At 65.6% G+C, this 25,877-nt stretch carries 21 protein-coding genes and 2 pseudogenes; 12 read left to right on the top strand and 11 right to left on the bottom strand.

All coding sequences use genetic code 11. The annotated features are described in order from the left end of the window. The first annotated feature begins 112 nt into the window (after positions 1 to 112). The 6 genes and pseudogenes from OP498_RS16395 (at position 113) to OP498_RS16370 (ending at position 5,613) form a co-directional block, all read left to right on the top strand. On the top strand, positions 113 to 1,882 hold the full coding sequence (locus tag OP498_RS16395; RefSeq protein WP_280547448.1) for an SLC13 family permease: 1,770 nt from the start codon (positions 113 to 115) through the stop codon (positions 1,880 to 1,882). Between the two features lie 80 nt (positions 1,883 to 1,962). Further along, positions 1,963 to 2,631 carry an alpha/beta fold hydrolase gene (locus tag OP498_RS16390; protein ID WP_280547446.1) on the top strand — a complete coding sequence of 223 codons (669 nt, stop codon included), beginning with the start codon at positions 1,963 to 1,965 and terminating at the stop codon, positions 2,629 to 2,631. 34 nt (positions 2,632 to 2,665) lie between these two features. Continuing rightward, entirely contained in the window at positions 2,666 to 3,598 is a 933-nt protein-coding gene (locus OP498_RS16385) for a prenyltransferase (RefSeq protein ID WP_280554440.1), read from the top strand. 93 nt (positions 3,599 to 3,691) lie between these two features. Further along, positions 3,692 to 3,847 (top strand): annotated as a pseudogene (locus OP498_RS16380) (tryptophan synthase subunit beta); the annotation flags it as partial. 118 nt (positions 3,848 to 3,965) lie between these two features. Beyond that, positions 3,966 to 5,306 (top strand): diguanylate cyclase, encoded by a 1,341-nt coding sequence (locus OP498_RS16375; RefSeq protein ID WP_280554438.1) that lies wholly within the window; start codon positions 3,966 to 3,968, stop codon positions 5,304 to 5,306. 88 nt (positions 5,307 to 5,394) lie between these two features. Further along, complete coding sequence (locus OP498_RS16370) at positions 5,395 to 5,613, top strand: hypothetical protein (protein WP_133635369.1); 219 nt, start codon at positions 5,395 to 5,397, stop codon at positions 5,611 to 5,613. Positions 5,614 to 5,683: 70 nt separating this feature from the next. Here OP498_RS16370 and OP498_RS16365 read toward each other — a convergent pair whose 3' ends face one another. The 7 genes from OP498_RS16365 to OP498_RS16335 all read right to left on the bottom strand — a co-directional run bounded on the left by OP498_RS16365 (position 5,684) and on the right by OP498_RS16335 (position 14,022). Further along, the gene (locus tag OP498_RS16365; RefSeq protein ID WP_280554436.1) at positions 5,684 to 7,096 is read right to left on the bottom strand and encodes a PhoH family protein; all 1,413 of its coding nucleotides are present in this window, start codon (positions 7,094 to 7,096) and stop codon (positions 5,684 to 5,686) included. Positions 7,097 to 7,323: 227 nt separating this feature from the next. Further along, positions 7,324 to 8,358: a patatin-like phospholipase family protein gene (locus OP498_RS16360; RefSeq protein ID WP_280547440.1), complete on the bottom strand. Its 1,035-nt coding sequence runs from the start codon at positions 8,356 to 8,358 to the stop codon at positions 7,324 to 7,326. An 82-nt stretch (positions 8,359 to 8,440) separates the two neighbouring features. Then, the gene (locus OP498_RS16355) at positions 8,441 to 8,893 is read right to left on the bottom strand and encodes a nitrite reductase (NAD(P)H) small subunit family protein (protein WP_280547439.1); all 453 of its coding nucleotides are present in this window, start codon (positions 8,891 to 8,893) and stop codon (positions 8,441 to 8,443) included. Between the two features lie 45 nt (positions 8,894 to 8,938). Then, on the bottom strand, positions 8,939 to 11,515 hold the full coding sequence (gene nirB, locus OP498_RS16350) for a nitrite reductase large subunit NirB (RefSeq protein ID WP_280547438.1): 2,577 nt from the start codon (positions 11,513 to 11,515) through the stop codon (positions 8,939 to 8,941). Then, entirely contained in the window at positions 11,512 to 12,798 is a 1,287-nt protein-coding gene (locus OP498_RS16345; protein WP_280547437.1) for an FAD-dependent oxidoreductase, read from the bottom strand. The genes nirB and OP498_RS16345 overlap by 4 nt, the downstream gene beginning before the upstream one ends. A gap of 478 nt (positions 12,799 to 13,276) precedes the next feature. Continuing rightward, a complete protein-coding gene (locus OP498_RS16340; protein WP_280547436.1) occupies positions 13,277 to 13,426 on the bottom strand; it encodes a hypothetical protein in 150 nt (49 codons plus the stop codon). Continuing rightward, positions 13,423 to 14,022: an ANTAR domain-containing protein gene (locus OP498_RS16335; protein WP_280547434.1), complete on the bottom strand. Its 600-nt coding sequence runs from the start codon at positions 14,020 to 14,022 to the stop codon at positions 13,423 to 13,425. The genes OP498_RS16340 and OP498_RS16335 overlap by 4 nt, the downstream gene beginning before the upstream one ends. Positions 14,023 to 14,398: 376 nt before the next feature. Here OP498_RS16335 and OP498_RS16330 point away from each other — a divergent pair, with 376 nt between their 5' ends. The 6 genes from OP498_RS16330 to OP498_RS16305 all read left to right on the top strand — a co-directional run bounded on the left by OP498_RS16330 (position 14,399) and on the right by OP498_RS16305 (position 21,662). After that, complete coding sequence (locus tag OP498_RS16330; RefSeq protein WP_280554435.1) at positions 14,399 to 17,152, top strand: nitrate reductase; 2,754 nt, start codon at positions 14,399 to 14,401, stop codon at positions 17,150 to 17,152. Continuing rightward, positions 17,109 to 18,035: a uroporphyrinogen-III C-methyltransferase gene (gene cobA, locus OP498_RS16325; RefSeq protein ID WP_280554434.1), complete on the top strand. Its 927-nt coding sequence runs from the start codon at positions 17,109 to 17,111 to the stop codon at positions 18,033 to 18,035. The genes OP498_RS16330 and cobA overlap by 44 nt, the downstream gene beginning before the upstream one ends. A 452-nt stretch (positions 18,036 to 18,487) precedes the next feature. Beyond that, positions 18,488 to 19,654, top strand: coding sequence for a hypothetical protein (locus OP498_RS16320; RefSeq protein ID WP_280554432.1), 1,167 nt, complete (start codon positions 18,488 to 18,490; stop codon positions 19,652 to 19,654). A gap of 108 nt (positions 19,655 to 19,762) precedes the next feature. Beyond that, positions 19,763 to 20,191, top strand: a complete 429-nt coding sequence (locus OP498_RS16315; RefSeq protein WP_280554430.1) for a hypothetical protein — start codon at positions 19,763 to 19,765, stop codon at positions 20,189 to 20,191. Positions 20,192 to 20,300: 109 nt separating this feature from the next. Continuing rightward, positions 20,301 to 20,945 (top strand): C39 family peptidase, encoded by a 645-nt coding sequence (locus OP498_RS16310; protein ID WP_280547429.1) that lies wholly within the window; start codon positions 20,301 to 20,303, stop codon positions 20,943 to 20,945. Positions 20,946 to 20,960: 15 nt separating this feature from the next. Then, positions 20,961 to 21,662 (top strand): hypothetical protein, encoded by a 702-nt coding sequence (locus OP498_RS16305; protein ID WP_280554428.1) that lies wholly within the window; start codon positions 20,961 to 20,963, stop codon positions 21,660 to 21,662. A 138-nt stretch (positions 21,663 to 21,800) separates the two neighbouring features. Here the strand turns inward: OP498_RS16305 and OP498_RS16300 are convergent, their stop codons facing one another. The 4 genes and pseudogenes from OP498_RS16300 to OP498_RS16285 all read right to left on the bottom strand — a co-directional run bounded on the left by OP498_RS16300 (position 21,801) and on the right by OP498_RS16285 (position 25,734). Next, positions 21,801 to 22,892, bottom strand: a complete 1,092-nt coding sequence (locus OP498_RS16300) for a transporter (protein WP_280554427.1) — start codon at positions 22,890 to 22,892, stop codon at positions 21,801 to 21,803. A gap of 129 nt (positions 22,893 to 23,021) precedes the next feature. Next, on the bottom strand, positions 23,022 to 24,437 hold the full coding sequence (locus OP498_RS16295; protein WP_280547424.1) for a sigma-54 dependent transcriptional regulator: 1,416 nt from the start codon (positions 24,435 to 24,437) through the stop codon (positions 23,022 to 23,024). Between the two features lie 409 nt (positions 24,438 to 24,846). After that, positions 24,847 to 24,996 (bottom strand): annotated as a pseudogene (locus OP498_RS16290) (redoxin family protein); the annotation flags it as partial. A gap of 51 nt (positions 24,997 to 25,047) precedes the next feature. Beyond that, positions 25,048 to 25,734 (bottom strand): SDR family oxidoreductase, encoded by a 687-nt coding sequence (locus tag OP498_RS16285; RefSeq protein WP_280547423.1) that lies wholly within the window; start codon positions 25,732 to 25,734, stop codon positions 25,048 to 25,050. Positions 25,735 to 25,877: the final 143 nt, after the last annotated feature.

The raw sequence follows: 25,877 nt of genomic DNA, 5'->3' as shown, positions 1-25,877 counted from the left end.
TGCCTTTGGTTCTTATATTCAAATAATGAATAGATAGATTTCTAAAAATAACTTTTTAGAATATTCGGTGGCGGTCACAATGGGCCTTTCCCTTTCGTCACCGGATCTGCCCATGCCGCTGGATGCCTGGCTCTCTCTCACCGTCGTCATCGCCGTCTTCCCGCTGATGGCCTTCTCGCGCGTGGGCCCCGACATCGTGCTGCTCGGTGCGGTGATCCTGCTGCTGACCCTGGGGGTGATCGACCCCGGCCAGGCCCTGGCGGGCTTCTCCAGCACGGGCCTGTTCACCGTGGCCTTCATGTATGTGCTGGTCACCAGCATCCGCGAGACCGGCGGCATCGACCTGATCATCCGCCATGTGCTGGGGCGTCCCCGCAGCGAGCGGCAGGCGCTAGTGCGCCTGCTGCTGCCGGTGGCCTCGCTGAGCGGCGTTCTCAACAATACCCCCGTGGTGGCGACCTTCATCCCGGCCGTGCTCAGCTGGAGCCGGCGCGTGTCCGTACCGGCACATCGCCTGCTGATGCCACTCAGTTTCGCCTCGATTCTCGGCGGCACCATCACCCTGTTCGGCACCAGTACCAACCTGGTCGTGCATGGTCTGCTGATCGATCGTGACCCGTCTCTGGCCATGGGGCTGTTCGATATCGCCTGGGTGGGCGTGCCGGTGGCGGTGGTGGGCCTGGCCTATCTGATCCTGCTGGGGCCGCGGCTGCTGCCGGCGCGGCGAGGGGTGGAGGCGGTCTTCGAGAATCCCCGCGAGTTCACCATCGAGATGGAGGTGGACGCCGGCGGTCCGCTGGTCGATCGTACGGTGGAGGAGGCCGGGCTGCGCCATCTGCAGGAGCTGTTCCTGGTGGAGATCGAGCGCGAGGGCAACATCGTCAGCGTGGTGGGGCCGGGCGAGCGACTCAAGGGCGGCGACCGGCTGGTGTTCGCCGGCACCAGCGAGGGGGCCGTCGAGCTGCAGCAGATCCGTGGCCTGGTGCCGACGCGGCAGGGCGAATCGAGCCTCGAGAAGGACTTCAAGGAGCGCCGCCTGGTGGAGGCGGTGGTTTCCGACCAGTGCCAGTTCATCGGCCGGCGCATTCGCGACGGGCACTTCCGGACCCTCTATGGTGCCGCCGTGCTGGCGGTGTGCCGCGGTGGCGAGCGGGTCGCCGGCAACCTCGGCCAGATCCGCCTGCAGCCCGCCGACGTGCTGCTGCTGGAGGCGCGCCCGCCCTTCATCGAGCGGCATCGCCAGTCTCGCGACTTCCTGCTGATCAGCAAGGTCAACGGCTCGGCCCGACCGGTTCATGAGAAGGCCTGGCTGGCCTGGGCCATCCTGGCCGGCGTGGTGGCGCTGGCCACCCTGGGGGTGATGAGCATGATGAACGCCGCCATGCTGGGTGCGGCCCTGGCGCTGGCCACCGGCTGCTGCACGGTGGAGGCGGCCAAGCGGGGGCTGGACACCCAGGTGCTGCTGACCATCGCCGCCTCCTTCGGGCTCGGGGCCGCCCTGGAGAGTTCGGGCGCCGCGGCCGCCCTTGCCGACGTTGCCCTGGGGCTGGCCGACGGCAACCCCTGGCTGCTGCTGGGTACGGTCTATGTGCTGGTGACCCTGCTGACGTCCCTGGTCACCAACAATGCCGCCGCGGTGATCACCTTTCCGGTGGTGATGGCCAGCGCCGAGAATCTCGGTGTGAGCCCGATGCCTTATGTGGTCGTGGTGATGTTCGCCGCCTCAGCCAGCTTCCTGACGCCCATCGGTTACCAGACCAACCTGATGGTCTTCGGCCCCGGTGGCTATCGCTTCAGTGACTTCCTGCGCCTCGGCGGGCTACTGAACCTGCTGACCGCTGCGGTGGCCTTGGCGCTGATCCCGCTGATCTGGCCCTTCTGAGCGCGCTCGCCGCCGAGCGGCGTTTGCGGTAGGGTGTCGGCTTTTGACCGCCTCCATTTACTGGCCCTGGAATCGATGCCATGAGCAACCCCGATGAACTGATCATCGAGCCGCGTAGCGGCAGACCCGCCGATGCCTGCGTCATCATCCTGCACGGCCTCGGGGCCGACGGTAGCGACTTCGAGCCTCTGGTGCCGGCACTTCCGTTGCCCACCGACGATGCCGTGCGCTTCATCCTGCCCCATGCGCCCCGCCTGCCGGTGACCGTCAACGGCGGCATGGTCATGCCGGCCTGGTACGACATCAAGGAGATGAGCCTCGACCGTCAGATCGACGAGCCCCAGCTGATGGCCTCTGCCGAGCGCATCCAGGCCCTGATGCGGCAACAGATCGAGCACGGTATCGACAGTCGTCGCATCATCCTGGCGGGCTTCTCCCAGGGCGGTGCGGTGGCCTACCAGGCGGCCCTCTCCTTCGAGGAGCCGCTGGGCGGCCTGCTGGCACTCTCCACCTACTTCGCCACGCCCGATAGCATCGAGCTCTCCGACGCCAATCGGGGCCTGCCCATCGAGGTGCACCATGGCAGCTTCGACCCGGTGGTCTCCGAGTCACTGGGCAAGGCCGGTTATGAGCAGGTGCGCTCGCTGGGCTATCCAGCGCACTATCGTCGCTATCCCATGGCCCATGCGCTCTGCCCGCAGCAGATCGGTGACATCGGCCGCTGGCTTGCCGAGCGACTCGCCCACTGAGCGGTGTCGTCCGCCCCATGACTGCGGGTGCCCCATGACGGCGACCACGTCCCCGGCCACCGGGCTGCACGCCTGCTGGCGCAGTGTGCGCCCTGGCTTTCTGGTGCTTTCTCCCCTCTGCGCGGGCCTGGCGGTGACCACCGCCTGGCAGGATGGCCACGCCCCCGAGGGACACGCGATCCTGCTGGTGCTGCTCGCCACGCTGCTGGCCCACGCCGCGGTGAACCTGTTCAACGAACATCACGACTTCGTCAGCGGCCTGGATGCCACCACCATCCGCACGCCCTTCTCGGGGGGCAGCGGCTCGCTGCCCCAGCACCCCGGGGCAGCGGGGGCGGTGCGGCGCGCCGCCTTCGCTTGCCTGGCCGGGGTGGTGGCCATCGGGACCTGGTTCCTGTGGCGCTCAGGCCCGCTCATGCTGCTCTACGGGCTGCTCGGCATGGCGCTGGTGGTGGCTTACACCGGCTGGCTGACTCGTCGTCCCTGGCTCTGCCTGGTGGCGCCGGGGATCGGTTTCGGCACCCTGATGGTGGTGGGCGCGAACCAGGCACTCACCGGGGCTTTCTCCGCTACGGCCCTGGCCGCCTCGCTGGTACCGACCCTGATGGTCAGCGCGCTGCTGCTGGCCAACCAGCTGCCGGACATCGAGCCTGACCGCCGGGCCGGGCGGCACCACCTGGCCATCGTGCTGGGGGTGGGGCGCGCGGCGCGCCTGGTGGCGGTCCTGGTGCTCGCTGCCTTCGCGGTGATCCCGCTGGCCTGGCTGGGCGGCTGGTTGCCTGCCTGGGCCTTGCTGATGTGGCTGGCCGCCCCCGTGGCCCTGCGGCTGGCGGTGGGGCTCTGGCGCCTGCCCGGCAAGCTGGCCGCTGGCGATCCCTCGCCGCTGCTGCCGTGGCTGGGGCTCAATGTCGCCCTGCTGCTGGGCAGCCTGGCGCTGCTCAACCTCGGGCTCTGGCTGGCGGCCTGAGGCTTCAGCGAAGGTCGCCTCCACAGCGTCGAGAGGGCGGGGCAAGATGGCAGGCCGTTATTCCGCATGCCGTCAGGACCAAGACCATGAGCCCTTCCGGGCATCATCCCGGCCCTGGAGAGTGCCCACGCCGTGGCCTGGGCCATGCGCGTGGCACCGACCCTGCCGGCCGACCAGCATATCCTGGTCAACCTCTCCGGCCGTGGCGACAAGGACGCCGATTACGTGGCAGATCGGCTGAAACTCTAGTCTCTAGTCGGACGTAGGCAGTTTTCGCTGTGTCGCCTGCCATCCTGGAGTAGGGTAAGGGAATGGGGGCGGGATACCCCCTTCCGAAACCGATGCGGGGATCCCCAAGGTGTGGGGCATGGCGCGAATCAGGGACAAGTGGCGAACATGGAGATCGCACAGGGGGAAGCAGGAGCCGCTGGCCGAGGCGCTGCTGGACTGCTTCCCGGGCGTCGTCATGCTCATCGATGCGCACGGGGTCATCCTGCGCGTCAATCCGGGCTTCGAGCAGCACAGCGGCCATCCGGCTGAGGCCCTGCTCGGTCGCCGCATCACCTGCCTGGACGTGACCCCGCTGCACGGCGCCATGAGCCATGCCCTGGCCCACTGCGTCGCGCGCCGCCGGCCCTGGCGGGGTGTGCTACTGTGTCGCCGCGCCGACGGCCGGCTGATCCACCAGGATGGCGTCTTCCAGCCCCTCGGCGCGTGCCGGGACGAGCCGCTGCAACTGCTGGTCACCCTCCACGACATCACGGCACTGCGCCAGAAGGCGCTGCACGACCACGCCCTGCTGGAGCGTTTCCAGGGGACCCTCTCGCGGCTCCCGGGAGTCGTCTTCCAGCTTCGCCAGGACACCCGGGGTGGGCTCGGTTTCCTCTATCTCAGCGATGGGCTGCGGGCGCTGGCGGGCCTGTCGCCGCACTCGGTGATGGACCGCGCCGATACGCTGCTGGAGCGGATCCATGCCGAGGATCGGGGCGCCCTGACCACCTCCCTGGCCCAGTCGGCGGTGAGCCTGGAACCCTGGGGGCTGGAGTTCCGCCTCGAGACGGCCGACGGCGTTCGCTGGCTAGAGGGCCGGGCAAGCGCTTCGCGCCGCCGTGACGGCATCACCCTGTGGGACGGCCTGCTGATCGACATCACCCCGCGCAAGCAGAAAGAGCAGCGCACCCAGAAGCTGGTCAGCACCGACATGCTCACCGGGGCGCTCAATCGGCGGGCCTTCTTCGACTTCGGCGAGGCGGTGCGCGCGCATGCCGCCCGCCAGGGCCGCTCGGTGCCCCTGGCGATGCTCGATATCGACCACTTCAAGCGCCTCAATGACACCCATGGCCATGCTGTCGGCGACCTGGCCCTGCAGACCTTCGCCACGACCTGTCGTGACTGCCTGCGTCCTTATGACCTCTTCGCCCGCATCGGCGGCGAGGAGTTTGTCGTGATGCTGGTGGACACCACGCCCGACGAGGCCTGGGGGGTGCTCGACCGACTGCGCTCCGCCGTGGAGGCGATCGAGCTCGAGGTGGCGGACACCACGCTGCGGATCACGGTAAGCCTGGGGCTGGCGGTGCTGCCGCCCGAGGGCAGCCTGGACCTGGCGCTGTCCCAGGCCGACCAGGCGCTCTACCGGGCCAAGCATGAGGGGCGAAATCGACTGGCCGGATCGCCGAACTATCCCTGGATCCGCAAGGATACCCGTTGATGACGGGGCGGGTGGCTGGAGAATCGCGGGCGATATCGGCAGGATGGGTACCATCCACAATCCACCACGCAACACGAGGAGCATTGCCATGTCCCTGTCGGAAGACTTTCGCCTGCCGGTCGCCTGCCCCAGCTGCGGCAGCCATCTGATGCGCGTCTCACAGGTCAAGAACCCCGATGACCAGGTGCACTGCGCCTCCTGCCACCGCTTCATCTGCCTCTGGCATGAGGCCCAGACGGTGCTGAAGAAGGGCCCCGGCAGCGAGAGCGAGGCGCTGATCGAGAAGGCGGTCAACCGCGGTTCCTGACGGCACGGGACGAGCCGGGAAGCGTCGAACGAAGGGCCGGGCCCGTCAGGCACCGGCCCTTGTGCGTCTGCTAGAGCAGTTCCTCGCCGGCAAGGGCCAGGCGTGAGCGCTCGACGCTCTTGAGGGTCACGTGGCCGGCATGGGGCCAGTCGCAGAAGTGCTGGACCACCGCCGCCATGCCGCAGGTGTTGGCAGTCAGATACGGCGTATCGATCTGGCCGACGTTGCCCAGACAGACGATCTTGGTGTTGCGCCCGGCCCGGGTGATCAAGGATTTGAGCTGCTTGGGGGTGAAGTTCTGCGCCTCGTCGATGATCAGGAAGGTGTCGTTCAAGGTGCGCCCGCGCATGAAGCCGGGGGCGCGGATCTGCACCCGCGAGCCGAGTAGCTGGCGAGTGGCGTCCTGGTTCCAGGTGCTGCTGCCGTCGTGTTCGTCGCGCAGCAGGTTGTCCATGTTGTCGTGGAAGGCCCCCATCCAGGGCGACATCTTCTCCTCCTCGGTGCCCGGCAGGAAGCCGATGTCCTCGCTCATCGAGATCGGTGCCCGGGTGAAGACAATGCGCTCGAAGCGCTTGACGTCCAGGGTCTGCTGGAAGGCCGCGGCCAGGGTCATGTAGGTCTTGCCAGTGCCCGCGCTGCCGGCGATGGTCACCAGGTCGATATCATCGTCCATCAGCAGGTTGAGGGTGAAGTTCTGGCGGCTGTCATGGGCGTGAACCCCCCAGACGCTGGTGCCATGACGGTAGTTGGTGAGCAGCTCGAGGTGGGCGTGCTTCGGCCCCGCCTCGCGCACGATGGCCTCGAAGCTGGCGCCGTTGTCGCTGTCCGAGACCAGCATGCCGAGGTGCCATTCGCGGGGGATGTCGCCGGCCAGGCGATAGACGACTCTGTGGTCGTGGCGCTCGACCTTGACGTCGACTGACAGGTTGTCCCAGAGCCCGCTGCCGTCGTGGCCGGCATCGGGATAGATCCGGGCGCCGTCGATCATGGCGTCGCTGTCGTCAAAGGCGCGATCGGTGAGGTAGTCCTCCACCGGCACCCCCAGCGCGGCCGCCTTGACCCGCAGGTTGATGTCCTTGGTGACCAGTATCACCGAGGCGTCCGGTCGTTCGTCACGCAGCCGGCAGGCCTCGGCCAGGATGCGGTTGTCGGGGCTCTCCTCCAGCGGATCCAGGGGCTTCAGGTCGGTGTAGCAGAGCAGGCGCAGGCGGCCTTCGGGGCCGATGAGTCGAGGGATGGGAATGCCGTCGCGGATCTGGTCGATTTCGACGCTGGCGGTGAGGTCGGACAGGGTGCGGCTGACCTGGCGAGCGGTGCGGGCGATCTCGCGGATGCCGTTCTTGTGCTTGTCGAGCTCCTCGAGCACGGTCATGGGGATGACCACCTCGTGCTCGTCGAACTGGTAGAGGGCGGCGGGGTCGTGGATCAGGACATTGGTGTCCAGCACGTAGAGCCGGGTGGCCTTCTTGTCGATGCGTACCATCGGCGCAGTTCTCCTTGTCGTCATAGTGTCGACACTGCCGGCGCATGATGTCAGCGACGTGACAGGGGCGCCGCGGTGTCGTCCCGCTGGATACGACGCGTCACCTCCTTTGCTGTGATCCTCTCCGGTTGGATGCCTCTCGAACGGCAAGGTGCCATCCTGTCTCGAGCATGGACGGTGTTCGTCCATGCTGCAAAGCAATATCGCGATGGGCCGTCAACGTTAGCTCAGCGAGTGGCCTCGATCTCCTGGTAGATGCGTTCCACGTCCAGGGTGGAGCGCTGGCCCAGGTCGTCGAAGTGCTCGGCGAGCCAGGCCTCGGTGGTCGCGCGCCCCAGCTCATGCAGGTGGCAGAGGAAGGCCCACTCGGCATTGAGCTTGCTGGAGACGGAGAGGTGAGCCAGCGGCTCGTCGCCACTGAGGTGGTGGAGCCGGGCCTCCCCGTAGCAGCCGATGTCGATGTCATGCTCGCCGAGCAGCTTCTGCAGCATCACGATCGTGCGCACCTCCTTGATCAGGGCGGAATTGAAGGTGATCTCGTTGAGGCGATTGAGGATGTCCGCGGCGTTGGTCGGCACCTCCTGGCGATACATGGGAGTGATCTGCACCACCAGGATGTCTCCTGCGCTGCAGTCGTGCAGCAACGGCGAGAGCGAGGGATTGCCCATGTAGCCGCCGTCCCAGTAGGCCTCGCCGTCGATCTCCACCGCCTGGAAGACTGTGGGCAGGCAGGCCGAGGCCATCACCGCATCGAGGCTCATCTCCTCGCGGGAGAAGATCCGTTGCTTGCCGCTGCGCACGTTGGTCGCGGTGACGAAGAGCTTGAGGTTCTCGCAGGCCCGGACCCGCGCGAAGTCGACCCGTTCGGCGACGATGTCTCGCAGCGGATTGAAGTTGAAGGGATTGAAGTGGTAGGGCGAGACCAGCCGGCTCATCAGGTCCAGGGCGATATAGCCGGGGGAATGATCGAGGCTCCAGTTGCCGGTCAGCACGTCCAGCGGCGCACGGCGCACGGGGCTCGCCATGCCGGCTCGGCTGACGGCCCGCCAGAAGTCGCGCAGGGCCACGCGGGCGGTGGATTCGTCGCCGCGGGTCAGGGCATCGGCCATCACCACGCCGTTCATGGCGCCGGCACTGGTGCCGCTGATGCCCTCGATCTCGATGCGCTCGTCCTCGAGCAGACGGTCCATCACGCCCCAGGTGAAGGCGCCATGGGCGCCGCCACCCTGCAGGGCCAGGTCAATCTGTCTTTTCTCGCTCATCTCCGCTCTCCCGGTGCTTCATGATGCTGCGTCGCATCACACTATCAGCATATCGGCCGAGGCGGGGAGCGGCCAGCCAACCTCAGGCCCGGATCATCACCCTGTCCTCGTGGAAGCTCACCGCCCAGGTGCGCAGGCGCAGGCCGGGGTTTTCCAGACACTGGCCGTCTGTCAGCCGGTAGTGGTGCTTGTAGAGCGGCGAGGCCACCACCGGTTGGCCCTTCAGGTCGCCGACGATGCCCCGGGCGTTGACGTTGGCGCCGGCGATGGGATCGTGGTGGTCGATGGCATAGAGCTCGCTCTCGTGGCCGGCCTCTCCCGGCGTGTTCGGGCCGGGTAAAGTGCCTTCCGGCGTGTTCGGGCCGGCTGGCTGCGGCGTGTTCGGGCCGCATGGAATATAGAAAATGGCCACCTGAGCGGGGCCCTCGGCGGTTTCCACCCAGGCGGCGACGCCGGAGAAGGGCACCAGGTCGGCGCGGTGGCAGAGGCGTTGCCAGGTCTGGGTCATGGGATTGGTCGCGGTAGCGGTCGTCATGGATAGGTATCCTTTTGATGGGTGCTCGGTGGGGTCACATGAGGATCAAGCTGGACGGAGCTGGCCGCGCTCGCTGGTCATGATGATGTCCGGGTCGGGGCGGCTGTCATTGACGAAGCTTCTGAAGCGCTTGAGCTTCTCGGGGTCGCCGATGGCATTGGCCCACTCGCACTGGTAAGTGTCGACGACGGCCTGCATCTGGCTTTCCAGCTCCTCATTGATGCCCAGGCTGTCTTCGAGCACCACCGCCTTGAGGTAGTCCAGGCCACCCTCGAGGTTCTCGCGCCATACCGAGGTGCGCTGCAATCGGTCGGCGGTGCGCACGTAGAACATCAGCAAGCGGTCGATGGTGCGGATCAGCGCCTCGTCGTCGAGGTCGGTGGCGAATAGCTCGGCATGGCGCGGGCGCATGCCGCCATTGCCGCACACATACAGGTTCCAGCCGTTCTCAGTGGCGATCACGCCGATGTCCTTGCTCTGGGCCTCGGCGCACTCGCGGGTGCAGCCCGAGACACCGAACTTGAGCTTGTGGGGCGAGCGCAGCCCCTTGTAGCGGTGCTCGAGCTTGATCGCCATGCCCACGCTGTCGGCCACGCCGTAGCGGCACCAGGTGTTGCCGACGCAGGACTTCACGGTACGCAGCGACTTGCCATAGGCGTGGCCGGTCTCGAAGCCCGTCTCGATCAGCTCGCCCCATATGTCCGGCAGGTCCTCCAGGCGGGCGCCGAACAGGTCGATGCGCTGTCCGCCGGTGATCTTGGTGTAGAGGCCGTATTTCTGCGCCACCTGGCCCAGCACCACCAGTTTGTCGGGGGTGATCTCCCCGCCGGCGATGCGCGGCACCACCGAGTAAGTGCCATTCTTCTGCATGTTGGCCATGAAGGTGTCGTTGGTGTCCTGCAGCGGGACATGGGCGGCGTCGGTGATGGGCTCGTTGAAGCAGGAGGCGAGTATCGAGGCCACCGCCGGCTTGCAGATGTCACAGCCTAGCTTCGGGGCTGATGAAGAGCCTGGCTTCGGGGCTGATGAAGAGCCTGGCTTCGGGGCTGATGAAGAGCCTGGCCGGTGGGTGTCGGGATTGCCGTGCTTGTCGATCAGCTCGCCGAAGGTCTTGATGCCCTCCACGCGGACGATGTCATAGAGCCCCTGGCGGGTGTGGGCGAAGTGCTCGCAGATCGACGGGTCGACCTCCACGCCGCGGGCCTCGAGTTCGTGGTCGACCACGCTCTTGAGCAGCGCCGCACAGCCGCCGCAGCCGGTGCTGGCGCGCGTCTCGCCCTTGACCGTGGCGAGGTCGCTGGCGCCGGCATCCAGGGTCGCGCAGATGTCGCCCTTGGTGACGTTGTGACACGAGCAGATCGTCGCGGTCTCGGGCAGGGCATCGGGCCCCAGGGTCGGCGCGCCTTCGTTCGAGGGCAGGATCAGCGAGGCGGGTTCCTCGGGCAGCTCCATGCGGTTGGCGTAGTACTGCAGCAGGGTGTCGTAGACGCCGTTGTCGCCCACCAGCATGGCGCCGACCAGGCGCTTGCCGTCGCTGGAGACCACTAGCTTGCGGTACTCCTGCTTGAGCGGGTCCAGATAGCGGAACATCCGCGCCCCCGGGGTCTGGTTGCCATGGGCATCGCCGATGGCGCCCACGTCGACGCCGAGCAGCTTGAGCTTGGTCGACATGTCGGCGCCGCGGAAGCTCTCGCCCTCGCCGCCGAGCAGGGTGTCGGCCGCCACCTTGGCCATCTGGTAACCGGGGGCCACCAGGCCGAAGATGCTCTGGTTCCACAGCGCCACCTCGCCCACGGCCAGTATCGCCGGGTCGCTGGTCAGGCAGCGGTCGTCGATCACCACGCCGCCCCGTTCGCCGACCTCCAGGGCGCAGTCGCGAGCCAGCTCGTCGCGGGGACGGATGCCGGCGGAGAACACGATCAGGTCGGTCTCCAGCACCTTGTCGTCCTGGAAGACCATGCGGTGCGCGGCGTCCACACCGTCTTCGATGCGCTGGGTGGCGCGGTCGGTGTGCACCTGCACGCCCAGTGCCTCGATCTTCTCGCGCAGCAGTTCGCCGCCCTCGGCGTCGACCTGCATGGGCATCAAGCGTGGGGCGAATTCCACTACGGCGGTGTCCAGGCTCAGGCCGCGCAGGGCATTGGCCGCCTCCAGACCCAGCAGCCCGCCGCCCACCACCACGCCGGTGGCGGCGTTTTCGGCGGCGCTGCGGATGGCGTCCAGATCATCCAGGGTGCGGTAGACCAGGCAGCCGTCGCGGTCGTTGCCGGGAATCGGCGGCACGAAGGGGAAGGAACCGGTGGCCAGCACCAGGCGCTCGTAGGGGATGCGGCCCTCGGTGGTGACCACCTTGCCGGCGTCGCGGTCGATGGCGGTGACCGCCTCGGCGAGACGCAGTTCGATGCCGTGCTCGGCGTAGAAGTCGCCGGTGGAGAGCGCCAGGGACTCGGCGTTGCGGCCGCTGAAGTACTCGGAGAGATGCACCCGGTCATAGGCCAGGTGGCGCTCCTCGCCGAACACGGTAATGGCGTAGCGCTCGGTGGCGCCCTGTTGGACCAGCTGCTCGACCAGGTGGTGGCCGACCATGCCGTTGCCGATGATGATGAGACGTGGCTTGTTCATGCGGCCTCCTTCTGGGGGTGGGTCCTTGATGCGTGGGCGTCGAGCAGGGCCTCGGCATCGGCCGCGCCGAGCAGCAGGGCCTGCCGACAGGGGCCGAGGTCGCGCCCGGCCTGGGCCTGGGCGAAGTACCAGGCGCCCATGGCGGTGTCGCCATAGAGCACGGCCCCGTCGATGCGGCCGTTGCGCAGCAGCAGGCGGCGATAGTCGCCCTGCTCGGGGTCGTGGTAGCTGAGGACCTCGTGGTGGTCGTCCGGCGCGGTGGGGCCGAAGGCATAGAGCGACACGCCGCTGACCTTGAGCTTGGTGGCGCTGGGGGCGTCCTCGTAGCCCGCCACGGCCTCGCCGCACAGGTAAGCGGCCAGCACTTCGACCTGGTGCCAGATCGGCTCCACGAGGCCATAGGTGGTGCCCTGGAACTGGCAGCACTCGCCTAGGGCATGGATGGCCGGGTCCGAGGTGGTGAGGAACCCGTCGACGACCAGGGCGCGGTCGGCCACGAGGCCGGCGCCGCGTCCCGGCTCGACGTTGGGGGTGATGCCGGCGGCGACGACCACGCAGTCGGCCGGCAGCCGGCGGCCATCCTCGAGATGCACCGCGGCGACCCGGCCGCCGCCGCCGTCCTCCAGGGCGGCCAGCCGCGCGTCGGTGTGAACCGCCAGGCCGCGACCGGCGAGCTCGGCCTCCAGCAGCTGGGCGGCGGTGGCGTCGAGCTGACGGTTCATCAGCCGCGATGAGCGCTGCAGCACGCTGGTGGCCATGCCCTGCTTGCGTAGCCCCTCGGCAGCCTCGAGACCGAGCAGGCCGCCGCCGACGACCACCGCCCGTCCGCCAGTCCCGGCCGCCGCCGCCAGCGCCTGGGCATCGTCCAGGTCGCGGAAACCGTGCACGCCGTCGAGGCCGATGCCAGGGACCGCCGGCAGGGTCGGTCGCGAGCCGGTGGCCAGCACCAGGCGGTCGTAGTCGATGACGTGACCACTCGTCAGGGTGAGGCGGCGGGCCCGGCGATCGAGGCCCTTGACCCGCTCGCCGAGTACCAATGTCACGCCCTGCTCGGCGTACCAGTCGGCCTCGCGCAGGGTCAGGGCCGCGCGATCCATCTCGCCGGCCAGCCAGGGCGAGAGCAGGATGCGGTTGTAGGCCGGGGTGGGCTCCGCGCCGACTACGGTGATGCGGGCCGGTCGTCCGGGGTGTCCGGCCAGGGCCTCGACCAGCCGATGGCCGGCCATGCCATTGCCGACGATCACCAGGTGCTCGATCGGTGCCGGGGAATGTCGGTGACTCATCGCTTCACCTCTCTCGCGAACAGGCGCGAACAAAAAAAGACGCCTCGACGCTGCCCGACATCGGGAAGCGCGGAGACGTCTTCGTCATTGAATGGCGCGATCGCCATTGATCGCGGCTTTCCCGTTACCATCAAGAATCTGGCCAGCTGACCATGAAATCTATATTTCTCCTTTATTTCCAGTGCAATAGAGTCACGTCTTTCCGGCTTCCAGTTCGCCTTGTTCTGGCGGGGTTGCACATCAGTGGTGCGTGGTGGCGTCGAAATGCACGGGGCTGTAGCACTCCTCCTGGGTGCGGCGATCCAGGTGCCGACCGTTAGCCTGCATGTACCGGGCGATGGGCTCGGCGAAACGGCCGGCGGCCTCGGGGCGCAGCACCGCGGCAGGGGCAAGCCGCTGTCGGCGGGGTCCTCTGTGAGGCGGGCGCCGCTGGCGCCTGCCAGGTCAGGCGACAAGGTGAGGGTATTGCCGCTGCGGCTCAGGGTGATGGGCGCCAGGATCTCGCAGGGCGCTCGCCCCAGCCCAGGCTCATGGCCAGCGGCAGGGGCGCAAGCATATGGGCGCCATCGAGCAGAGGGATGAAACCCAGCGTCAGGCGGGTGAGTTCCGGTGAGGGTGTGGCGGTCATGAGAGCGGCCCCTTCTGCAGGCGTTCGAGAATATCGATGACGCTGTCGGCCACCTCGGCGATCCGCTGGCCACGGTCCATGGCCAGCTTGCGCAGCATGCGATAGGCCTGATCCTCGTCGCAGTCCTGGTGCTTCATCAGCAGCCCCTTGGCCCGCTCGATGCGTTTGCGTTCGACCAGCTGGTTGCGCGCGCGATCGAGCTCCTGGCGCATCGACTGGAAGGCATCGAAGCGGGTGATGGCGACCTCGATGATCGCCTTGACCCGGCCGGGGAGCAGGCCGTCGACCACATAGGCACTGACGCCGGACTTGAGGGCCGCCTGCATGGTCTCGGGGTCGTGCTGGTCGGCGAAGAACACCACTGGGCGCGGGTTCTCGCGATTTAGCAGCGCCATGCTGTCCAGGGTGTCGCGGTCGGGGGATTCCATGTCGATGATCACCACATCGGGCTGGTGGCAGGCGACCCTCTCGTTGAGGCTCGCCGGGCTGGTCAACCGGCAGATGACCCGGTGGCCCTGGCGGGTCAGGGCTTCCTCGATCATGGCGGCGCGGACGACCTCGTCGTCGACCAGCAGGATCTTCAGGGGTGGTGGCATAGGGTGTGTCGCTCGTGGCTCGGCTTCTGATGGCAGCAGTGCTGCAAGATGCATTCCAGACTCGGCGTTACCCGTCGCACGGGGCCCGGCGGCCCTGGGTCGTGTCCGCTAGGCGGCCGATATGGTCCAAAATGGTGCAGGTGAAGCCGATGGCGCCCCTGGCATGGTGCAGGAGGCGAGGGCGCGGGGCCTGATTCCGTACCCAAGCCGCCAGGTGCCAAGGAGTAGGGGCTTGCTGGCACGGGGATTGCTTGATTCCCCCTTATCAGCGGGGAGGCACTGTGTCGCCTCCCCATCACGGCAACGACGCCCACCGCTGGATTCCCTCGGGAATCGCGGTGGGCGTCGTCGTCTGCAGTCCTGAAAGGAGGTCGAGATGCATCAGGCCCGAACCACCTGTCCCTACTGCGGCGTCGGCTGCGGCGTGCTGGCGCGGCTCGAGGGCGACCGTCTCACCGGGGTGGACGGCGACAGCGACCACCCGGCCAACTTCGGTCGGCTGTGCGTCAAGGGCTCGGCACTGCACGAGACCCTGGGCGATCACGGGCGGCTGCTACGGCCCCGGGTCGATGGCGTGGAGGTCGACTGGGATACCGCCCTCGACACCGTGGCCGAGCGGCTCCAGGCAACCCGCACCGCCCATGGCGACCAGGCCGTGGCGGCCTATCTGTCCGGGCAGCTACTCACCGAGGACTATTACGTCGCCAACAAGCTCTTCAAGGGCTTCCTCGGCACGCCGCACCTGGATACCAACTCGCGGCTGTGCATGGCCTCGGCGGTGGCGGCCCACAAGCGTGCCTTCGGTGCCGATGCCGTACCCTGCAGCTACGAGGATCTCGAGGAGGCGGAACTTGTGGTGCTGGTGGGCGCCAATCTGGCCTGGAACCACCCGGTCCTCTACCAGCGGCTGCGTACCGCCAAGAGCCGCAATCCCCTGATGCGGGTGGTGGTGATCGACCCGCGGGTCACCGACAGCTGCGAGATCGCCGACCTCTACCTGGGTGTGGCACCGGGCAGCGATGCGCGGTTGTTCAACGGCCTGCTGGCCTGGATGGCCGACCAGGGCAAGCTCGACCGGGTCTACCTGGAGAAGCACACCCAGGGGCTGGACGAGACCCTGGCCGCGGCGCGGGGGGACGATACCACGCTGGAGGCCATCGCCGCCGACTGCGATGTCGATGCGGAACGCCTGGAGACCTTCTTCTACTGGTTCGCCAGCCAGCTGCACGTGGTGACGCTCTTCTCCCAGGGCATCAACCAGTCCTCCAGCGGCACCGACAAGGCCAACGCCATCATCAATTGCCACCTGGCCGGCGGCAAGCTCGGCCTGCCCGGCGCCGGCCCCTTCTCGATCACCGGCCAGCCCAATGCCATGGGCGGCCGCGAGGTGGGCGGCCTGGCCAACCAGCTCGCCGCCCACATGGACTACCACACGCCGGGCGCCCTCGACCGGGTGACGCGCTTCTGGACCACCGACGGCCTGGTGCCGACCCTGCCCGAGGGACCGGGCCACAAGGCCGTCGAGCTGTTCGCGGCAATCGAGCGCGGCGAGCTCCGGGCCGTATGGATCATGGCCACCAACCCGGCAGTGAGCCTGCCCGATGCCAACCGCGTGCGTCGCGCCCTGGCACGTTGCCCGCTGGTGATCGTCTCCGAGTGCGTGGCCGACACCGACCTGCTGGCCTATGCCGACATCGTGTTGCCGGCCACGGGCTGGTCCGAGAAGGACGGTACCGTGACCAATTCCGAGCGGTGCATCTCGCGCCAGCGAGGCCTGCTGCCGCCGCCGGGAGAGGCTCGCCACGACTGGTGGATCATGGTCGAGGTGGCCAGGCGCCTGGGCGTCGGCGAGGCCTTCGCCTACCGGCACCCCGGCGAGATCTTCGACGAGCATGCCCGCCTGTCGGCCTTCGAGAACGCCGCCGAGAGTGCACGGCTCTTCGATATCTCGGCGCTGGCCGGCCTCGATCGTGCGGCCTACGACGCCCTGGCCCCCATCCAGTGGCCGGTGACGGCCGACGCCCCTCACGGCACCGCCCGGCTGTTCGAGGATGGCCGTTTCGCCACCCCGGATGGGCGAGCCCACTTGGTCCCGGTGCGGCCACGTGGCCCCGAGCAGTCGCTCAGCCCGGCTCGACCGCTGCGGCTCAATACGGGCCGAGTGCGCGACCAGTGGCACACCATGACGCGTACCGGCCGGGCTCCGCGGCTGATGAACCACCGTGCCGAACCCTTCATCGAGGTTGCACCGGAAGATGCCGCTGCCCAGGGCATCGAGGACCAGCAGCTGGCGCGGCTCTCCGGCGCCGGCGGCGACTACGTCGGCCGGGTGCGCCTCTCCCGGGCCCAGCGTCGCGGCGAGCTCTTCGTGCCCATCCACTGGACCGACCAGTTCAGCGGCACGGCCCGGACGGGAGCGCTGCTCGAGGCCCATCTCGATCCCGTCTCCGGCCAGCCGGAACTCAAGCAAGGCGCGGTCGCCCTCGCACTGCTGGCGGCCGGCTGGGAAGCGACCCTGCTGGTAGCGGACGACCTGACACTCGGTGGCGAGATCCGTGGCGATGTCGCCTACTGGGCGCGTATTCCCCTGAGCCATGCCGAGCGCTGGCAACTGGCCGGTCACCCGGGGGACGCACCGGACTGGCGGACCTGGCTGGCGGCGTATCTGCCGACCGCGCCGACGCTGTGGAGCGAGGATCCGGATGGCGGACGGTGGCGCGCCGCCGGCATCGCGGAAGGACGCCTGCGCTGGTGGCTGATGGTGGGCCCCCCCGCCGAGCTGCCCGGCCTGGCCTGGCTCACCGAGCGCTTCGCCGAAGCGGCCGGGGGCGAGGGGCTGGACGCCGGACGCCGGCGCCGGTTGCTCGCCGGTTGCGACGATGGGGCCGGCGATAGCGGTCCGCTGGTCTGCAGTTGTCACCAGGTGGGGCAGAGGGCCATCGTCGCTGCCATCCGAGAGGGGGATGCCAGCGTCGAGGCGCTGGGCGCCCGACTGGCCTGCGGCACTCAATGCGGCAGCTGCATTCCCGAACTCAAATCCCTGATCGAAGAAAGTGCCGAACCACGTGCCGAAGAGGAGGGGGCCCATGCGTTCGCCAAGACGCAACCCAACACCATCGATGTCGCTTGAAGCACCGGGCATGGCGGGCACGCTGCTGGCACGCCTCGCCCAAGGGGCAGGCCGCTGGCTCGCCGAGCGTTTCGGCAGTGCAGCGCGTCCCGCGGATGGGCCGCGGGATGGCGATTGCCGTAACGGCAGCGTCTATCTGGTGGGGGCCGGCAGCGGTGCTGCCGACCTGTTGACCCTCAAGGCCGCGCGGTTGCTGACGCAGGCCGATGCCGTGGTCTACGACCGCCTGGCCGGTGATGAGGTGCTGGCGCTGATTCCCGTCGGACGGGAGCGCTACGACGTGGGCAAGGCCCGCGGTCACCATAGCGTACCCCAGGCCGAGATCGGCGAGCTGATGGTCAGGCTGGCGCGTCAGGGCAAGTCAGTGGTGCGCCTCAAGGGCGGGGACCCGGGCGTGTTCGGGCGCATGGGGGAGGAGCTCGCCGCCCTGGGCAAGGCCGGTGTCCCGGTCGAGATCGTGCCCGGCATTACCGCCGCCTCGGCGGCCTGTGCCGCCATGGGCATCCCCCTCACCGACCGCGCCCATGCCCAGCAGTTGCGTTTCGTCACGGCCCAGCGCTGCCGGGAAGACGCTGAGCCCGACTGGGCCTCGCTGGCCCGCCGGGACGAGACCCTGGTGTTCTATATGGGGCTCAGCAAGGTATCGGCGATCTGCGACGGGTTACGCGGGGCTGGGCTCCCCGACGACTGGCCGGTGATGCTGGTGGCCAATGCCAGCCTGCCCGAACAGCGCTCGCTGGTCGGGAACCTCGCGGACATGCCGGCACGGCTCGCCGCCGAACCCTTGCCCTCGCCCTGCCTTATCGTGGTGGGCAGCGTGGTGCGGATGGCGGCAACTCATCCGCTGCCGTGTCATTCAGCTCTCGAGCAGCACCTCTACTGATCTTCTTCAGGCTTCGCAGCCAGAAGCCAGTTGCACTGGCCTCTTGTGTCGCCAGCCTTTAGCCAGTCGACCGATTGTCGGCTCGGTCTTTTTTCGATACCGGACTGTAACGCTACCGAGTCACTTCATGTGATGTTGGTAGTGGCTTGTTTCTGAAGAGAATGCACGGCATTCCAGGTTTTCTTGCCGATCTAGTGTTTCACCGATGAGGCACTAACCATTCAGTTACAAAAGGCCGCTGCAATGCCTCCACTGATGGGGAAGTGGCTGGCATTTATAAATTTTCCTTTTTTACAGTCAATTACATCCAGGGGATTCTCAGCTGGCACGGATCATGCTGATGGGTTGGTGACTGCGAGCAGGAAGCGTCATTCAAGGGTCCAGAATTCATTGGTAGGGACGATGGCGCGAGTTCGCAGGCTGCAGCAGACACAACAAATGGAGACATGATCATGAAAAAGTATCTTGTAGTAGCGGGTACCCCTCTGCTGGCCATGGTAATGGCCATCTCCACGGCGCACGCCAACCCGAGCGTTGGTGCTGCCGATGATGTAGATCAGGATGTGACCTCAACGGCCACCGCTACCGGCGGCGACAGTGGCAATGCCAATGGTGGGGCCGGATTCGGTCTGGGTCTTGCCGGTGGTGGTACTGGTGGCAGCGCCAATGGTGGAAGCATCGCTGATAACGATGACGATGCGAGGAATGCCAATGGCGGTACCGGTGGTGCAGGTACTGGTGGCTATTCTGCCGGATCTGGTATGGGTGGAGCGGGTGGCTCGACCGGCCGCGGCGGTGACGCCTGGGCCATGAGCGAGTCCTACAACACCTCTACCAGCGTTATCTCCATGCAGGAGCTCAACTCCACCGTGGTTGGTTCCGGTATCAACATCAACGGCGCCCGGGGTGCTACCGGCGCGACCGGTGGTGCTGGTGGCGGTGCGCTTTCCGCCAATGTGGGCATCGGTGTCGGCGGTAATGGCGGCAATGGAAACGGTGGCTCTGGCGGCGGTGCTGGTGCCTTTAGCGGAACCGATGCCTCGGGTGGCGATGCCGGCGGTATCGGGCTCGGTGCTGGCTTAGGTGGTGGTAGCGGCCAAGGCGGAGGCGTAGGAGGAACATCAGCTGGCTCCGCTTCGGGTGCCAATGCAGAAAATGACGATACCGGTGATGGGGGCTTGGGAACAGGCGGCTCGCAGAATGCTGGTTCCGATTCAGGCTCCGGCGCCACCGCCAGTTCCGGTAATGGTACTGGTGGAGCAGGCACCGGCACCGGTACTGGTAGTGGCTCTGGAAGTGGCACGGCCACAGCCGGCGCCGGTGGTTCCGGTGGGGATGCTGGTGCTGTAGCCGGGAACGGCGGCAACGGTAATGGTGGCGGCGGTGGGGGTGGCAGTGCCACCACCGGTGATGCCTATGCCTATGCCGGCAACGGCGGTGCAGGTGGCAACGGCGGCAATGGCGGCGGTGCCAGCCTGGCTACCGGTGCGGCCAACGTGTCCGTCGCGGCCGGGGTGTTCGGTGGCATCAACAACATGAACGTGTCCACCGGCCTCTACAACTCCCAGGTGTCCGGCACCAACGTCGCGGCTCACAGTAATGTGGGCATCGGCAACTGATGATCCGGGGCGCATGACGCGCTCGCAAGAAGCGGGAGCTGGTGGGGGCAACCCCACCGGCTCCCTTGATGAACTGTCCCTATGGACCGGATATCGGGAGTCAAGGCCATGAAGGTGTCATCAGTCAGTTCAACTCTCTCAACTTTACCCCGCCGACAACTGCAGTTGATGGCTATTACGTTCGCCATGGTGCTGATCACCTTCGGGGCGGCACAGAGCCAGGCAGATGATGGCTCTGCGCTTCAGGAAGATGGCTTCGCCGCGATGGAGCGGATGAACCTGGAGGAAATGGGTAAGGCCAGGGCCAGGGAGGGAGGTGCGATCGTCAACCTCACTACGGTAAAAAGCGTCCAGAACCTGAAGGCCTCGGTAACGGATACCTCCTTCGATATCGGTGGCGATATGGTCTCGGGCAACATCAGTTTCGCCTCCGATGCGTTGGGGAGCTATAGCGGTACGGGAATCTTCAGCGCCGTGACCGGCAACGGGAATTCCATCAACAATGCGGTGGGCATCAGTGTCTTTATCGCCAACTGAGCCCCTATCGGGTTCGGATACCCGATTTCCAACCAGGGGAAGACGTGCCATGAAACTCACGAGGCAACTCTGCTGCAGCATGGCATCACTCGTTCTCATGGGGAGTTCTATGGCGGCCCTTGCCGGACAGGTGGCTATTGCCAATCGTTTCGGCAGCTTTCAGGTCGAGGCCAAGAGCCTGCAGGAGAAGGGCTGGGACAGGGTGATACGGCAGCAGTATGACTTCAGCTGTGGGTCCGCGTCCGTCGCGACCCTGCTGACCTTCCACTATCAGCGTGAGACCACCGAGGCAGCGGTCTTCGAGAGCATGATCCGTGCCGGGGATGCCGAACAGATCCAGCGCCATGGCTTTTCCATGCTGGACATGAAGCGTTACCTGGATGCCCAGGGGCTCAATGCCGATGGATTCAGGATCAGCCTGGATGACTTCATTCGCATCGGGGTGCCGGCCATTACGATGGTGGACACTGGAGGCTACAAGCATTTCGTCGTCGTCAAGGGCATCGATGACGACAATATCCTGGTGGGCGATCCCGCGGCGGGTACCCAGGTGGTGCCGAGGGAGCACTTCGAGTCCCTGTGGAACGGCACGGTGCTGGGCGCGCGCGGGGAGATCGAGATCGCCAGGAACAACTTCAACCATGAGCAGGATTGGGCCGTGCGCCCCGACTCACCGCTGGCAAGAGGCGTGAGCCGCTCCAGCATCGGTGCCAGCCTGCTGACCCTGCCTGCCAGAAATGAGATGGGCCGGTGATGAGGAGATGCGAAGATGCTGTCTCGCGCGAGGAGTATTCATGGGGCAAGCCGGGTGTGTTGGGTGGGCGCCCTGCTGGTGTTGGTTGCCGCCGAAACCCCGGCGGCCTCACCGGCGGCAAGTGACGCCTGGTTGAATGAACAACGGTCACATTACCTGAGTGATCAGGCAGCCGCGAGACTCTATACGGAGGTTTCGCTGTCGTCCGCGACGCAGGATGACTTCCATCGAGGGACGGTCATCGCCGATGCTGAACTCGATCAGATGCGGGCGGGGTTCAATATCAGTGGGCTCGATGTGGATTTCGGGGCCAGGTTGCAGACGATGATCGATAATAGCATCGAGCTGGTGTCGGTCGTGAACTTCACGAAGGCGGGAATGGATCTCGTGTCCCAGACATTCCGTGATCCCTCCAGGTCAGCCAGGCAGGTGGGGGGCGGTACAGGACTCTCAGTAACCGATGTGACCCCCGGTGGTGTCGACCTCTCGGGCCTGGCGGACTTTTCCGGCATTACCCTGAACGATCACAAGGGTTTCACGGCGGCCCTGCACAATATCACGCGCAACGCCATCGTCAGTGGTGTGGTGAGTAATGCCTCCGGGCGGGATATACAGCAGCGGATCAATATCGACGTTCGACTCAGCAATATCGGGGCACTGAGGGCGGCCAAGCAACGGGCCTCCATTGTTGACTCCTTCTCGGGAATCCTGCGCTGATAGGTATGAGTCATCTGCCAAGCTCGTATTATCGCACGAGAGGCGCTTTTGGACTGGAAGAGGGCATGGTGGAAGATGATATTAGGAATATGACGCGACGGCTGCCGATTTGGCAGCCGCCTTGGTTTATGGGCTTGGTTAGAACACATTCATGCCGATGGGCATGCGAAGGGTCAGGGTCGTGTCCGGGGCATCCTCGGTGATGCCGAGTTCCAGGCCCAGGTTGACGGAGACATCCGGATTCAACTGGTAGGACCAGCCGAGCAGCAGGGCGCCGACGTTCAGGGTGCTGGAACTGACCCGAGTGGTAGTACCGTCGCTGTTGTCGACATATTCCGTCTCTGTCTTGCCGATGAAGTCATTCTTGTAGCCCAGCGTGAAGGAGGTCCTCGGGTTGATGGAGTAGGCCATGCCAAAACTCAGTCTCACGGCATCCCCGGGATCCACATCTCGGATGAAAAGATCTTCATCATCCTGGGTAACTTGCTGGTTGACATTATCCTCCAGGTGGAAGACATAGCCCAGGTTGGCAAAGTAGACCGCCGGCGCCGAAGGCAGCAGCATGGTGATGCTGGGTTCGATGGAGTGGAAGCCTGTGCCGGTGGACAGTTCCAATGGGATACCGGCGCTGTTGCGACGGATATCGAAGGGCCCTTCCCCGGTGGTGCTCTTGTAGCGCAGATTGCCGATGAAGTAGGGCATGCCATCGAGGCCACGGTTGAACTGGTAGTGCGCAGCCACCTCTATATCACCCAGCGCATCGTTGGATAACTCGCGATCCAGGGTGAAGTCGGGGTCGACTTCGGAGACCGTTACCCGGTTCGATTCATCCCGATAGACGTAGGGGATCTTCATCTCGAGCTCCAGGCGATCGGTAAAGCCCAGCCGGCCGGTCAGCGAGGCCGTGTAGTTGTCCCGGTCGACATCCTGTGCCGTGAACACCCCGATCAGCAAGGTACTCAATACTTCCACCCCCTCGAAGGTCATGCGGTTGATGCTCTCGTGGGAGTACTGGAATTCCGGCTCCAGTACCAGCCTGCCCTTGGGCGTCAGCACGCCGCCGTATTCCGCCATGGCCTGGACATCTGGCTGGACCTCCCGCTCCTCGGGCTCTTGGCCAACCGGCTGGATCTGCGTGTCCTGTGCCGTCTGCTGGGCCAGAACGGGCGTGCAGCCGATCACCGATAGCATGCCGGCCGTGTAGAGGATGCTCGTGGCTCGTGAACTCATGGTTCCCTTCCTTTTCTTCTTGCTTGAGTAGTGCCTCGTCCCCCGGGAGAGACATGGTCCGATTTCGATCACAACGCCCCTGGCTAACATGAATAGGTCTGGTCAGCGGGCGCCTGTGACCTTCCTCCATCATGTTGAGGTTAGTTGAACGAATCTGGATGTCGATGGATCGTGCGTTTCTCCATCATCCGAGCCACCGTTCTTGTCGATACAGTGCTTCTCGAGAAGCCGATACAGGGTGACCCTTGAGATGCCCAGCTCTCGCGCCGCATGCAGCACCTTGTGCTTGTTGCGTGCGAGGGCGGCCCTGATGGCGTCGGACTCTGCCATGTCGCGTACCTGCTGAAGGGTATCGGTATCCCGGGAAAGGCGATGGCGCCTTTCCAGCCCCATGTCGGAGGGCGTGATGAGCCGGTGTTCGCACATGACCATGGAACGCCTGACCCGGTTGACCAGTTCGCGTATGTTCCCCGGCCAGGGGTGCTGCCGAATGACCACCGTGCAGTCGCGGCTGAACCCACGTACCCGAGATGGCTTTTCCGCAGAGAACTTCTGGAAGAAGAAGCGGGCGAGGGGCTCGATGTCCTCCGGGTGCTCTCTTAGCGCCGGCGTCCTGACTTGAAGCACATTGAGCCGGTGATAGAGGTCCTCGCGGAACTCTCCCTTGTCTACCGCCTTCTCGAGGTTGACGTGGGTGGCGGCCAGGACTCTGACATCGACGGGAATCTCCTGGAGTCCACCGACCCGGAAGACCTTGAGGTTTTCCAGGAAGCGAAGCAGGTTGACCTGCATGTCCAGGGGCAGGTCTCCGATCTCGTCGAGAAAAAGCGTTCCTCCCTGTGAGCTCTCTATGATGCCGATCTTGCGTTGGTTCGCACCGGTGAAGGCTCCCTTCTCATGGCCGAAGAGCTCGGATTGGATGAGGCCGGAAGGTAGAGCCCCGCAATTGACGACATTGAAGGGGCCATGGCGTCGGGATGAATGGGCATGGATGGCATGGGCCGTGAGTTCCTTCCCCGTACCGGACTCCCCGGTAATCAGTACGGGAGCCTCGGCGGCGGCCACCTTGTGGATGGTTCGGTAGAGTTGCTGCATGACCGGGCTCTCACCGACCATGTGATAGTCGTCATCCGGACAGGAAAGCGTCGGGATAGGGGGAGCTTCATGAAGGCTCGCCATGCCCAGTGCGCTGTCCAGCAGGATATCGAGTCGTCTCGCATCGATGGGATGGGCTTGATAGGCATAGCAGGCGTTATAGATCAGGTCGCGAGCTTTGTCGTGCGGCAATACATCATGTTCGAGGATCGCCACCCACTGGATCTGCGACAAGCCGGGCCTGGTGTTGACTTCCAGGGGAAGCGAGGATGCCGACGGGTCGATGGCGGTCAATCCGACCCTGCAGACTTCCCTGTTCAATAACTCCATCGCTTCCTGTGCATTATCGGCATGGTGGATCGACCAGCCATAACTTGAAAGCTGCTGTAGCGTATCCTGAAGAGAGGTTGTATTCCCTACTGTCATGAATTGCCTGGATGGTTCCATCATCACGTTCCCTCATGGTTGCTGGCAACCATTGCTGATGGTGATCAGGCCCTGCGAAAGGCGAGTCCTGCCCACGGGTCTTGGCCCGGGGGTCATGATTCTGTGGTGTCATTCACAGGCAGCAGTCATGTTCCTGGCCGGAAGATGAACTGAGCCCTGTCCCACGACCACTGGATGATCGTGGTTGTGGAGTCGACGCGGTAAGTGTTGGTCGATCCCGGATGATTGTAAAGTCATGTTACAGGCTCTGTGGGTGACCCATGCAGAGTATGAGTCTTCTCAGCTTTCCCGAGAAAATACAAGGATAACAATCGGTTGTATCTATGTTGTGGTGGGTCAGGGGGAAATGTGGCCAACAGGCGCATCAAGAAAATGGTACTCGAGCCACAGGGCCTGGCTGCTATAGCGGGCAGGAACCGCCGGGCGTGAAGGCGCCGGGCACGGCGAACAGCACCACGCGCCGGTCGGCGAAGAATTCGCCGGTGGAGAGGTCCTGTGGCCCATCGGGGCCAGGGGTCTTGAGGGTGATATCCGGAATCCTGTCGCCGATCGAGAGTGTCAGGGGAAAGGTCTTTGGTTGGGTGTCATGCTGTTGCGTGTGCAGAGGCGTAGATCATCCCAGCGGAGGCGTGGGGCGAATCAGGATCTCGTTGACATCCACGTGTTCCGGCTGCCCCAGGGCATAGGTCACCGCGTTGGCGATGTCACGGTCTTCCAGGGCGTTCTCCGGGGGGTCGTCGAAGAAGGGGGTATTGACCATGCCGGGCTCGATCAGGGTCACCCGGATGCCGCTGCCACGTAACTCCTCGCGCAGGTTGTAGCCGATCCCGCTCACCGCCCACTTGGTAGCGCCGTACATGGAGCCGGGAATGGTGGTGCGGCCGGCGGCCGACCCGGTCAGCAGCACATGGCCACGGCTGCGACGCAGTGCCGGCAGGGTGGCCTGCAGGGTCAGCCCGACCCCGTAGATGTTGGTCAGGATCATCTCGCGCCAGGCCTCGTGGTCGGCGCCACTGAAGCCTCCCGGCGGGCCGCCGCGCCCCGCGTTGGCGAACACGGCATCGATGCGACCGAAGCGTTCCATGGCCTGCTCGACCATGGCCTGCTGCTCCTCCATGGCGGTGACGTTACAGCCGATGGCGAGTACGTTCTCCGGGCCCAGTTCCTCGGCCAGGGCCGTCAGCTTCTCCCGGGAGCGGGCGGCCAGCACCAGCTTGTAGCTTTCCCGCGAGGCGGCCCGGGCCGTGGCGGCGCCGATCCCGCTCGATGCCCCGGTGATCAATAATACACGATGCTGCATCGTCCTCTCCTCTGCCAGTGACCCGTCGGTTTCTAGGAGCCTGTCGGGTTTGACCGATCGTAGCGAGAGAGACGGATTTCGAGACAAGTTTATCGATCTGATGAGGCGAATAGCCCGCTATTTAACGAATCAGATCGAATGAA

This window comes from Halomonas sp. 25-S5 (assembly GCF_029889845.1).
Taxonomy (GTDB): Bacteria; Pseudomonadota; Gammaproteobacteria; order Pseudomonadales; family Halomonadaceae; genus Halomonas.
This window is presented reverse-complemented; position numbering and strand designations above follow the sequence as displayed.

Coding starts and splice junctions, on each gene's coding strand:
- OP498_RS16340 (WP_280547436.1), bottom strand. CDS start 13,426: ATGACCGCCACACCCTCACCGGAACTCACCCGCCTGACGCTGGGTTTC.
- OP498_RS16320 (WP_280554432.1), top strand. CDS start 18,488: ATGAAAAAGTATCTTGTAGTAGCGGGTACCCCTCTGCTGGCCATGGTA.
- OP498_RS16370 (WP_133635369.1), top strand. CDS start 5,395: ATGTCCCTGTCGGAAGACTTTCGCCTGCCGGTCGCCTGCCCCAGCTGC.
- OP498_RS16355 (WP_280547439.1), bottom strand. CDS start 8,893: ATGACGACCGCTACCGCGACCAATCCCATGACCCAGACCTGGCAACGC.
- nirB (WP_280547438.1), bottom strand. CDS start 11,515: ATGAACAAGCCACGTCTCATCATCATCGGCAACGGCATGGTCGGCCAC.
- OP498_RS16305 (WP_280554428.1), top strand. CDS start 20,961: ATGCTGTCTCGCGCGAGGAGTATTCATGGGGCAAGCCGGGTGTGTTGG.
- OP498_RS16395 (WP_280547448.1), top strand. CDS start 113: ATGCCGCTGGATGCCTGGCTCTCTCTCACCGTCGTCATCGCCGTCTTC.
- OP498_RS16375 (WP_280554438.1), top strand. CDS start 3,966: ATGGCGCGAATCAGGGACAAGTGGCGAACATGGAGATCGCACAGGGGG.
- OP498_RS16295 (WP_280547424.1), bottom strand. CDS start 24,437: ATGATGGAACCATCCAGGCAATTCATGACAGTAGGGAATACAACCTCT.
- OP498_RS16390 (WP_280547446.1), top strand. CDS start 1,963: ATGAGCAACCCCGATGAACTGATCATCGAGCCGCGTAGCGGCAGACCC.
- OP498_RS16345 (WP_280547437.1), bottom strand. CDS start 12,798: ATGAGTCACCGACATTCCCCGGCACCGATCGAGCACCTGGTGATCGTC.
- OP498_RS16385 (WP_280554440.1), top strand. CDS start 2,666: ATGACGGCGACCACGTCCCCGGCCACCGGGCTGCACGCCTGCTGGCGC.
- OP498_RS16335 (WP_280547434.1), bottom strand. CDS start 14,022: ATGCCACCACCCCTGAAGATCCTGCTGGTCGACGACGAGGTCGTCCGC.
- cobA (WP_280554434.1), top strand. CDS start 17,109: ATGCGTTCGCCAAGACGCAACCCAACACCATCGATGTCGCTTGAAGCA.
- OP498_RS16310 (WP_280547429.1), top strand. CDS start 20,301: ATGGCGGCCCTTGCCGGACAGGTGGCTATTGCCAATCGTTTCGGCAGC.
- OP498_RS16365 (WP_280554436.1), bottom strand. CDS start 7,096: ATGGTACGCATCGACAAGAAGGCCACCCGGCTCTACGTGCTGGACACC.
- OP498_RS16330 (WP_280554435.1), top strand. CDS start 14,399: ATGCATCAGGCCCGAACCACCTGTCCCTACTGCGGCGTCGGCTGCGGC.
- OP498_RS16300 (WP_280554427.1), bottom strand. CDS start 22,892: ATGAGTTCACGAGCCACGAGCATCCTCTACACGGCCGGCATGCTATCG.
- OP498_RS16285 (WP_280547423.1), bottom strand. CDS start 25,734: ATGCAGCATCGTGTATTATTGATCACCGGGGCATCGAGCGGGATCGGC.
- OP498_RS16315 (WP_280554430.1), top strand. CDS start 19,763: ATGAAGGTGTCATCAGTCAGTTCAACTCTCTCAACTTTACCCCGCCGA.
- OP498_RS16360 (WP_280547440.1), bottom strand. CDS start 8,358: ATGAGCGAGAAAAGACAGATTGACCTGGCCCTGCAGGGTGGCGGCGCC.